Raw genomic sequence first — 13,177 nt, forward strand, 5'->3', positions numbered from 1 at the left:
TACTGACCTTTCCGCTGAGTTGTCGGGGGTGACATCGCTTGATCCCCGCGGTGGTTCGTGGCCATGAGGTGCGCGCAGGGCGGTGGTCTCACTCCGCAGGGCCGGGCCTCACGGGAGTGGGCGCGCATACTCGCTGCCGACGGCATCACGCGCCACGCGAGCTGGTGGTCGATGGCGCCCATGGGGTCGTCGGCGACGCCAACCGCCCGGTGGAGGAGGCCGGTTACGAGGTGCTGTGCCGCCGCCGTCACCTCCGCCGGATGACCGCTTCCCCGGCCCGTGCGGGCGCGCTGTCCCCCGACGTCCTGCCGGGCACATCCGAGTGACGGAGGGATTCTCCCGCGGATGCGGGTCTCCGCGGGCCCACCGTGGCCTACGCTCGACCTACGACCCGAGCGTTGGAAGCGGTGGAGGCTCTCGTGGACCAGATTGCACCTGAACTGCTCATGGCCCTTGCCGGAGGAACCGCGGGTGCGGCGGGGGAGCAGATCTGGACGTCCCTGCGGGATCTGGTCAGACGACGGCACTCGGGCGGGGAGCCGGGCGACCAGAGTGAGTTGACCGCCCTGGCCGAGGCGCCCGGCAACGCGGAGCGCGCCACCGAGCTGGCCGAGGTACTGGCTCGCCGCGCCCGGCAGGACCCCGCGTTCGCCCAGGCTCTCGCGGCCTGGCGACGGGAGGCCGAAGCCCTGGAAGGCACGCGGACCGGCTCGGGCGATGTGCGCAACGTCGTCTCCGGGGGCACCCAGACCACCGTCATCCAGGCGCGGGACGTTCACGGTTCCATCAACCTCGGTGGCTGACGGGGTCGTGCGTCCTCGGGTGGCGCACGGGAGAACAGGGCGCCGCAGGGCAACGCGACAGTTCCGGCCCGGCAGGCGGTCGTGACAGGCTCCGCTGACGCGTCGGGCCCCTGTGGTCTACTGTGAGCGACGTGTCGGAAAGAGTCGAACCCTGTGCGCTCGCAAGCGAGTTCACCGCGGCGCTCGCTCGTCAGCAAGAGCTCGCCGAGCGCCGCGAGGACATCGTGACCAGGCTGCACGACGAGGTCGAGCGGCTGCGCCGGGGCGAGATGGAAACAGCGCTCGATCTCGTGCGCCACTCCCTGATCCGGCTCCACGACCAGATCCTGCGCCAGGCCGAACACGTCACCGCCCCGCTCGGCGTCGAGGAACTGCGTGCCCTGCTGACCGCGCTGGCCGACGAAGCGGCGGACACCGTGGCCAGGACCGGCGTGGAGCGGTACGTCCCCGGGCCCGGCGAGGCATTCGACATGGTGTTGCAACGTCCGGTGGGCCGTGTCGCCGCCGAAGGTCCCGAGGCGGACCGGACGGTGGCGCGCGTCGTGGCGGCCGGATTCGTTCAGGGGGAACGGGTCGTGCGCAAGGCCGACGTCGTGGTTTCCCGGTGGGAACCGGATGCCCCGTGAACGTCTCCTTCCTCGGCGGGCCCACAGGGCACGACTTACCAGGACATGTGACGGACAACAGACGGGACGGGCGCAGGCGCGGGCGTCCCGGTGGCGGGAGACCGTATGGCCGTTTACGGCATCGACCTTGGCACGACCTACTCCTGCATCGCACGGATCGACGACGTCGGCCGACCGACCGTGCTGCGCAACCTCGAAGGGGCGGACACCACACCGTCCGTCGTCTACTTCGAGAGCGCTGACAGCGTCGTCGTGGGACAGAGCGCCAAGGACGCCACCGTCCTCGACCCCGACCACGTCGTACAGCTCATCAAGCGGGACATGGGCGATGTGGTGCCGCGCGAGTTCCACGGCCACACCTACTCACCCGAGGAGATCTCCGCTCGCATCCTGCGCAAACTCGTCGAGGACGCGAAGGCCGCAGGTGGCGAAGAGGCGCGCGACGTCGTGATCAGTGTGCCCGCCTACTTCGGGCTCGCGGAGCGGGACGCCACCCGCAAGGCCGGCGAGATCGCCGGCCTGCGCGTCCTGGACGTCGTTGCCGAGCCCATCGCGGCCGCACTCGACTACGGGGCCCTGGAAGGAGACGAGGAGCGCGGCGACCGTGCCGTCCTCGTGTACGACCTGGGCGGCGGCACCTTCGACACCACCGTGCTCACCCTGCGCGGACGCGAGCTGACCGTGCTGTGCACGGACGGTGCGAAGGAGCTGGGCGGCAGCGACTTCGACGACCGCATCGTGGCGTACTTGGTGGAGCGGTTCCGCGAGCGGTTCCCGGATGCCGACGACCCGCTGTCCGACCCCCAGTCCGAGACACAGCTGCGCAAGGACGCCGAGGAGGCGAAGAAGGCGCTGTCCTTCCGTGAGCGCTACACCGTCCGCGTCATGCACCAGGGCAAGGTCGAAGCGGTGGAGCTGACCCGGGGGCTGATCGAGGAGCTGACCCGCGACCTGCTCGACCGCACCGTCGACATCACCCGCCGCACCGTCGAACTGGCCGCGGAACGCGGAGTGTCGTCCTTCGACGACGTGCTGCTCGTCGGCGGCGCCACCAAGATGCCCGCCGTCGCCGCCGCCCTGCGCACCCAGTTCGGCTTCGAGCCCAGGCTGCACAACCCCGACCTCGCGGTGGCCCGCGGCGCCGCGTTCTACGCCCTCGACCGGGCCGCGTACATGGTCTCCAGCGGCGAACTCTCCGACGAACAAGCACCGGACGTACCCGAGACCGGCCTCACTCACCGCCCCTACGAGATCTCCACCGTCGCCTCGCGCGGTTATGGGATCAGGGTCACGGACATCGACACCGGCCGGGAGTACGTGACCCACCTCGTGCACGCCAACGACGGCTTGCCGGCGTCGGTGACCGACGACTTCTACACGATTCGCGACGGCCAGCGGCAGGTCCGGATCCAGGTGATGGAACAGGCGGGCGCGGTGGAGTCGGAGGAGCTGGCACACAACACCGCCGTCGCGCAGGGGACGCTGAGGATCCCACCCGGCAAACCCGCGCGCTGGCCCTTCCAGTGCGTGTTCACGCTCGACAGCTCCGGGCTCCTCACCGTCGTCGCCACGGAACGGGAGTCCGGCGAGCAGATCGAGATCTCCATTCAGATCGGAGGGCTGTCACAGGAGGCGGTCGACGAGGCGCGGGTCGCGATGAGCCGCCAGCGGATCGGCTGATCGCCGGCAGGACGGGGGAACACGCTCGTGGCTTTCGACGAGTCGCGCTACCGGCGCGAGGTGCTCGACGCCGGGTTGCCCGTGACCGAGGATCTGCGCACGCGTTACCAGTTGCCGCAGTCCGTCGACGGGGCCGCGGTCGCCGAGGCGGTCACCGCGGTCCGCGCCTGCTGGCGCCGGAGCCGGGCTCGGCTCAAGTACCGCGCCGTGATCGAGCAGTTGGAGGCCGGATACCTCTCCCACCGGCCGCTCTTGGACGCGGCCGCCGCCGGGGATCCCGGGCCACTGCGGGCCGCACTCGCGGCGCACGGCCGACGCGCCCGGTCCGAGCGGGACCGGCTGCGCGCGGCCCTGGAGGAGGCCACAGGCGGGCTCGGCATGCTTGCCGAGAGCACGGCCGCGCGGATCGCCGCCGCCCACCGGGTCCGCGAGGACGAGGTACGGGAGCTGCTGCCCGCCCTCGGGCTGCGGATCGTCGAACCCGAACCGCTGCCCTTGTCCGTGCCGCACCCGGCGTATGCGCGCTGCGCAGGCCACCTGGAGGTGCTGGGGCTGCGGCATCTCGGTGACTTCCTCGCGACGGGCACACCCGGCGGACGGACCGAGCAGCCCGTACACGTCTTCCACGCGCTCCCGGTCGATGCGCCGATCGTCGAGGCGGCGGCGCGCCGCTGGGGCCGGCTGCCGCACGGCGCCGCGCACACAGCGGCCCAGGCCGTGATCGCCGCCGTCCGTGGCGTGCTGACCGAGCAGGGCCCGGAGGGACTCGCCCGGATCCTCCTGCATGAACTGGCGACGCCGCTGCGGACGCGGTGTGCCGCCCGCGCCACTCCGGCCACGCTCCTCGCGTACGCAGTGGGGGAGTTGTCCGTCGCCGAGGACGACGCGCGGCGACTGGTGTTCGCAGTGCTGCACGAGGCAGCCGGGGATCCCGTGGCGGAGCGACTGCGCCGCCTGGTCGCGGACGGGCGGCTCGCCGAGGCGGCGGCCGTGGCGGACCGGTTGCCGCCGGGCTCGCTCGCCGAGGACGTACGCGCACTGGCCGAGCACGTCCGTGGGAAACTCGCTGAGGCGCGCGCCGTGGTGGATCACGCGCGCCGGCTGCCGCCGGCGGAGGCGGACCGGGCCTGGGACCTGCTGGAACAGGCGGAGGCGGCAGTGCGCGATCTGCCGGGAACCGACGCCGTGCGCCGCGGCCTCGCGGTTCACCCGGTGTCCGGACTCACCACGGCCCCGGGCGGCGCGGGCGTCACGGTCCGGTGGCGGCCCTCGCCGTCCACGGCCGGCGAGCCCGAATACGTGCTGCTGCGCACCGAGCGGCGCCCACCACGCGACGCCGCCGACGGCACGGTGCTGCCGCTGGCCTCGCCGCGTGCCACGTCGTACATCGACGGCGCGCCTCCGGCCTGCGTCCCGTTGTACTACGCGGTCGCCGTACGCCGGGCCGCCGAACCCTGCAGCGCGACCTCGCCGCTCCTGGTGAGCGGACCCCTCGTGCACTGGCCCGAGGTCACCGACGCCCAACTGCGCCCCGGGGACCGTCAGATCACTGCCGACTGGACATGCCCGGACCGCGCCCAGTGCGTCGAGGTCGTCCGCACCGCCCCCGACGGCGCGGAGGTGCGCGTCGCCGCCCGTCGCGACGGCTTCACGGACGGCGGGCTCGCCAACGGCACGACGTACGGCTACCGCATCCGCGTCGTCTACCGCACCGACGACGGAACGCCCCTGCGTACGGCCGGTATCCGGCGCACCGCCAGGCCGCTCGCGCCGCCCGAGCCGGTCACCGGCCTGGACATCCACCTCGTGGACGGCTACCTCTCGGCGCGCCTCGACCCGCTGCCGGGCGGCGAGGTGCGCCTGTACGGCTTCGACGACCTACCCCCGTGGCCGGCGGGCACCTGGCTGCGCACGGCCGAGCTTCCCGGGCGCCCGATCGCGGCGCAACCCGCACCGGAAGGCCTGAGGTTCCTGCCGCCGGGCCGGCCCACCCTGGTGGTGGCGGTCACGGTCGTCGGGGAACGTGCCGTCATAGGTGCGCACGCCGCGACCGCCCCGCCGGCGCTCGGCACCCCCACGCTCACCCGGCACGGCGGCACGGGCGTGACCGTCGTCTTCGACTGGCCGCCCGACAGCGGCGACGAGGTCGAGGTCACCTGGCGGACCCCCGGCGAGACGGGCGGGCAACGGCGGGCCGTCACCCGCGCCGCCTACCGGCACGAGGGGGGTGTACGCCTGCCGGTCGTGGACGGCGCCGGGGTGGAAGTCGAGGTGCGGCCGATCACCGTGCTCGGCGGGCTGCCCGTCCATGGCCCGCCGAGCACGGCGGTACTGCCGCCGCGCGCCGAAGCCGACTATCGGCTGGAGCGGCACGGTCTGCCCGGACGCCGCACGGCCACCGCCGTGTTCACGGCGCACACCGTCGTACGGGCCGAGCGACTGCTGCTGGTGCGCTCCCGCGGCCCGGTCTGGCCGCTGGAGCCCGCCGACGGTGACGTCCTCGCGGAAGCCGCCGACGTGACGCTCGGCCCGGGGAAGGACGTGAGCCTGTCGGCGCGCCTTGCCCGTGGCCCGAGCGGCTGGCTGCGCTGCTTCGCCGTCGGCGAGGCGATCGTGCTGCGCGACCCGCCGCAGCACACGCTCAAGGTCACCTGAAGGGAGTGCACGTGAGAATGCCGTGGCGCCGCACCTGGGTGTGCCCGCACTGCTTCCGGAGCATCTCCCGAGCGCAGATCGCGTACCTCTGCGCGAGCGGCGGCGCCTGCGCCGAGGACCGCGGCCTCGCGTCCGCCGACCCCCGGGCCGGTTCGGCGGTGTGCGGCACCTGTGGCCGCACCACCACCCGGCTGCGCTGCACCGCCTGCGCCGGGCGGCTGCCGGAGGGCTATCTGCGCAACCCCGGCAAGCTGGTCGCGCTCGCCGGACCGGTGAGTTCCGGCAAGAGCACCTACATCGGCGTCCTCGTGCACGAACTGCTGCATCGCCTTGGTGCCGAACTCGACGCCGCGCTGCTGCCCTGCGACGACGACACGATGGCCGACTACCACGAACAGTACGAACGGCACCTCTACGAGGACCGGCACACCGTTCCCAAAACCGCCGAGCACGACGCCGGCCGGCCCCTCGTGCACCGCCTCAGCCGCACCCGTCGGGGCCGCTTCGGACACACCCGCGAGCAGGTGCTGACCCTGGTCTTCCTCGACACCGCAGGCGAGCACTTCGCCTCGCGGGACCGCATGGAGACCCAGCTGCGCTACTTCGGCGCGGCCGACGCCGTCGTCGTCCTCGTCGACCCGCAGGACCTGCCCGGAGCGCCTGTGAAGGACGGCGACGGGGTGCCGGGCCGGTCAGGGGACGTACTCGCCCGGGTGCTGGGCCACCTGGGCGGTGGCGGGAAGGTGACCGTGCCGGTCGCGGTCGCCCTCACCAAGGCCGACCTCCTGTGGCCGCACCTGCCGGACAACTCCGCGCTGCACCGCACCCGCCGTCCCGGCCCTGTCTTCGACGCCGACGACCGGGCCGTCGTCCACGCCGAGCTGCGGGCTCTGCTGCGGCGCTGGCAGGAACACCAACTCGACGCGCGACTCATGCAGTTCTGCACCGACTACCAGCTGTTCGCCCTGTCCATGCTCGGTACCGCGCCACGGCAGGGCGGCGGTCTCGGACTCGGCGGCGTGGTCCGCCCGCACCGGGCCGAGGACCCCCTGATGTGGCTGCTGCACCGCTTCGGTGCCCTCGACCGGAGACGGGGATGACGCGTATGGCAGGACAGGCGCACTACACCTCCGCCCCGCCCTCGGCCGGCGCACCCCACGGGGGCTTCCGCTTCACCGCGGTCTCCCCGACGGCACGCCCCGTACTCGACGTCCTGCGTCCGCTGACGGGATACGCGCGGCCTCCTCGCACGGACCGGCATCACCACTTCCCCGTGGCCTTCGCCTACGACCGGCCGGACGACGACGCGGCCGTGCTGACCCGCACGGTCTTCACCGGCCACGACTACAGCGGCCGTTGGGGCAACCACTTCTGCCACGCCTGGTACGCCACCCCCGACGAACTGGCCGGTCTGCGCCCCGTCGAGCTCTGGGACAGCCCTGACTGGGCCCCGGCGCCGGCGTGCGACGACGGCGGCCTGCCCGATCTCACCCAGCTCGTTCCCGGCAGCGCCGTCGGACCCGACCGTGCGGCCCGCTTGCTGGCGGGCCACGGCGTTCCCGGCGTCCGCCTCCTGGAGCGGCTGCTCACCGCCGCCCTGCGGGCGCTGGGCGGCGAGGGTCCCGCTGCCACCCTGGTCTCCGCGGATCCGGACCGTGTCGTCGATTGGATAGCTGCCGCCTCCTACACCCTGCCCGCCGGCCTGGCCGCCCGGCTGACGTTCACGACGTACACCGCGAGGCCGGAGGACGACCATCACCATCTGACCGGGACGCGGCCGGAGACCGGGGATCGGGTGACGGGTCCGGTGTTCGACCTCGGCCGGTTGACCGTGACCGGGTGCCCGGAGCCCGGCCCGGCGGCACGCTTCCTCGCGGGGGCGCTGGGGAGCGGGCGCCTCGACGCCCTGGACGCCGTCGCCGAACTGTGGGACGCGGGCCCCGCGGACGACGTCGAGGCGGGCGTACGGCGGCTGCGGGCCGGGTGTGCCCTGCTCGCGGGGGACAGCGATGCGGGTGCCTTCGGCGGGGAGGGCTCCTCGCTCGTGGGCTTCGTGCGAGGCGTGGCGGAGCTGCGGCCGCAGGAGGCGGGACTGGCACCCGAGCGCCTCAGGGACGCCGTAGCGCGTCATCTCGCCGACGGGACGGCACCGCTCGGCGACGTACGAGCCGCGACCGCTCCGCTGCCCGAGCCGTACCGGCGGGCCGTCCTCGCCGGGCTGCTGGGCGCCCTCGAAACCTCCGCCGAACTGCGGACCGCCGCCCTGGACGCGCAGGCGTGCGCCTCCCTCGCCACCCTCGTGGAGGAAGCACCGGACCTGCTCGCCGCCGGCCCGGCCACCGCGCTGTACGCACTGCGCCGGGCACCCGGGGAGCCGCGGCCGGCCGCCCTGCGGATCCTGCGGCTGTTCCGGCAGGGACTGTGGGAGGAGACGGAGACCTACGAGGCCCTGCGCGAACTGGTGGCGGCCGACAAGCGACAGCCGGATCGGGCGCCATGGCTGCTGCGACGACGCGGACCGGCCCGTGAGAAGGAGTGAGCCGTGGCGAACCCCGTGATCCTGCTCCTGGCGATCACACTGCTGGTCGTCCTCGTCGTCGGCCACGGCGTCCTCGTCACCCTGCCCAGGCTGGTCTGGGCCCAACTGCACACCGTCTGGCGGACTTTCGGGCGGGCGGCACAGACCCCACCCGACCCGCAGGGCGAGCCGGCCATCCCCGCCTACCTTCGCGTCACCGGCCCGCGCGACCTGCGCGCGACCTGGTGGGACGGACTTGAGCAGCACGAACGGCTGATGGGCGACGCCGAGCGGTTCGTGGTGGGCCGGGTGAGCGACGCGTTCCGCAGCTCGCAGCGGGGCGGGACCAGGGGCCAGGGCTGCCTGATGGTCTTCCTGCGCCCGGCTTTCCTGCTCACCGCCGTCGCCGTCGTGCTGACCGCGACGGCGCTCAGCATCCTTCCGCTGCTGTTCGCACTGCTGGTATGGGCGTTGAGCTGTGCGCTGTGGAGCCTGTGGTGGGCGGTGGGGGCGGCGGTCGCGCGGACGGGGCGCGCGCTGCGCGGCTGGCCGGCGCCGTGCCCGTACACGGACTGCGGGCGCACCATCGACCGCCCGGTCAGGCTGTGCCCGACATGCCGAGCCCGGCACCGGCAGCTGGTGCCGGGCCGGTACGGCGTCTTCCACCACCGCTGCCGCTGCGGCACCCGCCTGCCCGCCGTCCTCGGCGGGCGCCGCCTGGACGCGTGCTGTCCGCACTGCGGAAAGGCACTGCCTGCCGGATGCGAACAGGCGCGCGTCGTGGTGCTCGTCGGGGGCTCGGCCACGCAGCGCGCAGGGGTGCACCGGCAGGGACTGGCCGAGCTGGGCGCCACGCCCGGGATCGAGCCGCCGCTCGTGCGCACGGCCGGAACGCCCGTCCTGTGGTACGACCCGCCCGGTGACGCGTACGGCAGTCAGGAGTCGGCGGCCGCGCTGGACGTACTGCGCCGGGCCCACGGATTGCTGCTGGTGGTGGACGACCCCGCCGCGCACAGCGATGCCGTGCACGCCGTCATCCGAGTCCTGCACGTCCTCACCGCCCTGCCCCCGCGCCTTCGTCCGCACCGTCTCGCGCTGCTGTACACCCAAGCCGTACGGGACGACGCCACCGCCGTGCGCGCGCAGCTGGACGAGGCCGGCGGCGGCCATCTGCTGCGCGCGCTCGATGCCACGCGCATCCCGGTGCGCTGCGTTCCGGCCGCGGCTCTCGCGGGGACGGTGCGGTGGCTCGCCGGTACGGCCGGTACCGCGGGCTCCGGCGAGAGCATGGCGCCTCCGCCCGTGGGCCCACCGGAGAACACCACGTTCCGCTTTCCCCGGCACCGCATCGCCCGCCACACCCTTCTGCTCGCCCACCTCGCCGGGTACGTGGTCATACCGTTCGCCCTGGTTCTCCTTCAGACGGGTGCGCTACCGCCGTCCGCGTTCTTCGGCCTGCCGGCGGCGTACGACAAGTGGCAGCATCCGCTGACCAGTTCGGTCCACCAGGTCGACCTCACCGCGGCCGCCACCCGGGACTGGCCGCAGCTCAGCGCCAGTTACTCGGCACCGGGACATCCGCCGTCCGCCGCTCTGCCGGGCCACGGGGGCTACTGGTCGGTCAAGGGTTCCCCGCGGAAGGACAACTGGCTGAGGGTGGACTTCGGGATGCCGCTGCCGCTGAGCGAGGTGTCGGTGGACTTCGACCCGGACAGCGTCACGTCGATCTTCTCACCGGGCGCCGATGTGGAGGGCCAGGTCGGCACCCGTACCGTCACGTTTCCGTCCGGGCACCCTCACGAGAAGCAGCAGGGCACCTACCTCACAAAGGAGTACGGCTTCGACGATCCCGTGCCGGAGGCCGTCGACTCCGTCCGCATCGGCCTGGGCTCCGTGTTCGACAAGGACAACCGCGAGGAACAGCGGCTCCGCCTGCGTGAGTTCAACATCCGCTGGTCCAGCTCCGACGCCCTGCGCCTGCACCCGACGGGGGGCGGAGGGCTCACCGTGGAGAACGCCACCGCACGCGACCTCGCCATCACCGTACGTCCGCCCCTGCTGCCCGCGGGCTGGCACGCCACCCCTGTCGGACGCCCGCCCCGGATACTGGGGGCGCACGACACGTACGAGGCGCGCTGGCGGATCACGGCTCCGAAGGGAACCACGGGCCGCGCCCCTGTCGCCTACGCCGTCGACATCACCGAGGACGACCACACCGTGACGGCACGCTGCCTGGCTCTCCTCACGGCCTCCGGGGCAGCCGAGCCGCTCTGCTGAAACCTCAGCGGCCACCGGACGACGATGTCCACCGGGGCCCGGCGAAGTCGGCCAGAGCCGCTGCGAGTTGGGGATCCACGCGCGACGAGAGGCCGAGCGGCAGGACGAAGAACCAGCCCTCGCCCATGCGGGAGCGGCGCGGCGGGCGCGGGGCATCGGCGAGCAGCCGGACCTGGAGCGCGTAGAAGCGTGCGTCCCGGCCGCGGACGATCGCACGGCGCACGGTGATCTCCTCGACGTGCCGCCACTCGTAGGAGCGTCGGCCGCGCCCGATCACGGAGGTGACGCCGTCCCGGGTCAGCTCCAGCTCCATCCGTCGCCGCGGCATGAGGAACCCGGCCACGGTGATCAGGGCGCCGACGAAGGGCCAGAAGAGCAGAACCAGCCACGTGGCCGGGTCCTGCCACTGTCCGGACACGCTGAACCGAACGACGAAGAAGCCCATGATCGTGCCCAACGCGGTCCAGTGGGCCAGCGGAAGCCGCCGCGACCGGCCGCGCAGGCGGTAGTGGTCCGCTGTGCGTTCCACCGTGAACCGGCGGGAGTCCGCGAGCGCGGGCAGGGGGGCCGGCTCGCTGGACGCAGCCGTTCCCCGTTCCTCAGCCCGCTGCCCCGCCAGATGCTCCTGGAGCCTGCGGTTACGGAAGCGGTAGGTGCCGCCCGACACCTGCAGCAGGCCCGCCGTGCGGGCGTCCCTGAGGAACGCCATCAGCGGCCAGGGCGCCCGGCCCGTCGCCGCGAGCGAGCACCTGGCCAGCGTCCAGCGACTCCACGGACTGAGCAGCACCAGCATGGCCGAGGCACCCGCCCAGGAGCCGACCGCCGCCTCCCAGCCGCCGCTCCCGCCGTTCAGCCAGAAGAACGCACCCGCGCCCGCCCCGATCAGCGGGGCCACCAGAGTCACCGTCGTGATGAGCGCACTCTGCTCGCCGCGCAGGAGTTCGTCGGGGGTGGCGGCGTCCACGGTGTCGGCGGGAGCCGCGTACACGATCATCAGCAGGACGGGCAGTACGCCGCCGACGGAGAACCACACCAGGGCGGGGTCCCGCCCCACGAAGACGTACAGGGCGAGGAGGAGGACGACAAGGACGGGACCGCCCGTGAGCGCCGCGAGACGGACCTGCGGACCCACTCGCGCGTGCCGGTCGAGAGAGCGCAGGGCCTGGATGAAGAGCAGCGGATTCGCACTGCGCCGAGGCTCGGCCAGCCGCTGACCGAACCAGGAGGCGGTCACGGACCGCGCGACGGCCGCGAAGACGACCCCGCCCGTCACCGCGTACGTGACGCTGATGTCGCCCAACGGTGAGGCATCCGCATAGCCGGACATGCCCGCCTTGATGACAAACGAGAGCAGGATGCCGGTCGTGAGCAGCGCGGGCAGGGCGAGCAGCCGGGGCAGTGGCGCCATGTGCAGCCGCCACCAGGCCAGTTCGGACTCCTCGCGACGGCTCAGCAGCAGAGCCAGGTACGAAAGCCAGGCGCCGGCCCGTTCGGCGTCCCAGGTGCGGGGCGGGTGCAGCCGACCGGGGTTCGCGGGCAGCGGCGGAAACGCGGCGGGCACGATCCTGTCGAGCAGGTGCGCCTCGACGGCATCCCGGGTCGGGAACCGCTCGCGGTCCACCAACTCCCTTGGATCGGCCGGATGTCGCTCGTACGACCGGCGTACCAGCCACACCATCAGCGGACTGCTCAGGGCCCGGGCGACCGGCGCTGAGGGCTCCTTCTGGAGCGTCTCCAGCAGGCGTGCCCAAGCGGCGGCCCGGGCCGGAGGCCGGGCCCTGCGAAGGTAGTTCGCCACCTCGTCAGGGCGCAGCGGCAGCGACTCGATCACCGTGGCGTGCCGCAGCCCCTTGCCCTCCTGGTCGAGACGGGCGTATTCGTCCGTGCGGGAGACCAGCACCGCGTCCCCTTCGCCGCCGAGGCCCGCGTTGAGCGCGTCGAGGACCTCGGCGCGGCGGTGCTCGGGCAGTTCGTCGAGGCCGTCGAGGACGGGCAGCACCCGCCGCTCCAGGACGAGCCGGCGGGCCGGGTGGACGCCGTCCACGGGCGGCAGACCGGGGTGGTCCTGGCGCAGCCGGTCCACCAGCCACTCGGTGAGCGACTGCCGCCGGGTGTCCCAGGACTCCAGCGACAGCACGAGCGGCACCGGCACGCCGTCCTCACCCTGCGTGAGCCGACGGGCCAGGAGTTCGAGGGTGAGCAGGACGGAGAGCACGGTCTTGCCGGACCCGGCGGTGCCCAGCACGACCAGCCGCCGTCGGGGCGGGAGCCCGAGGAACGTCCCGGCGATGGTGTCGGCCCCGGAGCCCGCGGGCACGTGCTCACCGGCTGACCGCACTTGCCGGCTGGGCGTCCAGCGCACGGGCAGCGGTTCGGGGTCGGTCATGTCCCAGGCGTCGGCCTCGGTGCGCCACCGGTACAGGAGACTGCGTGCCAGTCTCCGCTCGGCCGCGGCCAGCGGAGCGTCGTCATCGGGCGGCGGGGGCTCCACACGCAGGGTCAGATTGAGATCGCCTTCCAGGATCCCGATCTGGATCAGGTACTCGGCTGTGCAGTCGACCGCGATGTTGGTGCTGTGCGGCCGGCCGTCGGAGCCCGTCTGCCTCGCCATGTACGTC

General features: G+C 73.3%; 8 protein-coding genes and 1 pseudogene. 8 read left to right on the plus strand and 1 reads right to left on the minus strand.

The annotated features are described in order from the left end of the window. Positions 1-158 precede the first annotated feature (158 nt). From AV521_RS36665 to AV521_RS36700, 8 genes and pseudogenes are all read left to right on the plus strand, one after another. Positions 159-326, plus strand: a pseudogene (locus AV521_RS36665) (thymidine kinase); the annotation flags it as partial. A 93-nt stretch (positions 327-419) separates the two neighbouring features. Further along, positions 420-803 (plus strand): hypothetical protein, encoded by a 384-nt coding sequence (locus tag AV521_RS36670; protein WP_076094853.1) that lies wholly within the window; start codon positions 420-422, stop codon positions 801-803. A gap of 131 nt (positions 804-934) precedes the next feature. Continuing rightward, the gene (locus tag AV521_RS36675) at positions 935-1,429 is read left to right on the plus strand and encodes a nucleotide exchange factor GrpE (protein WP_256725829.1); all 495 of its coding nucleotides are present in this window, start codon (positions 935-937) and stop codon (positions 1,427-1,429) included. A 105-nt stretch (positions 1,430-1,534) separates the two neighbouring features. After that, positions 1,535-3,109, plus strand: coding sequence for an Hsp70 family protein (locus AV521_RS36680; protein ID WP_076094857.1), 1,575 nt, complete (start codon positions 1,535-1,537; stop codon positions 3,107-3,109). A gap of 27 nt (positions 3,110-3,136) precedes the next feature. Then, positions 3,137-5,764, plus strand: a complete 2,628-nt coding sequence (locus AV521_RS36685; RefSeq protein ID WP_076094859.1) for a hypothetical protein — start codon at positions 3,137-3,139, stop codon at positions 5,762-5,764. 17 nt (positions 5,765-5,781) lie between these two features. Beyond that, entirely contained in the window at positions 5,782-6,864 is a 1,083-nt protein-coding gene (locus tag AV521_RS36690) for a hypothetical protein (protein ID WP_076094861.1), read from the plus strand. Next, positions 6,861-8,303: a hypothetical protein gene (locus AV521_RS36695; protein ID WP_179023661.1), complete on the plus strand. Its 1,443-nt coding sequence runs from the start codon at positions 6,861-6,863 to the stop codon at positions 8,301-8,303. The genes AV521_RS36690 and AV521_RS36695 overlap by 4 nt, the downstream gene beginning before the upstream one ends. Positions 8,304-8,306: 3 nt before the next feature. Continuing rightward, on the plus strand, positions 8,307-10,559 hold the full coding sequence (locus tag AV521_RS36700) for a hypothetical protein (protein WP_076094865.1): 2,253 nt from the start codon (positions 8,307-8,309) through the stop codon (positions 10,557-10,559). 4 nt (positions 10,560-10,563) lie between these two features. On the opposite strand, the gene AV521_RS36705 is transcribed toward AV521_RS36700, so the two are convergent. Beyond that, entirely contained in the window at positions 10,564-13,170 is a 2,607-nt protein-coding gene (locus AV521_RS36705) for an NACHT domain-containing protein (protein WP_076094866.1), read from the minus strand. Positions 13,171-13,177 lie beyond the last annotated feature (7 nt).

Origin of the sequence: Streptomyces sp. IMTB 2501, assembly GCF_001953885.1 — a bacterium.
GTDB lineage: Bacteria > Actinomycetota > Actinomycetes > Streptomycetales > Streptomycetaceae > Streptomyces.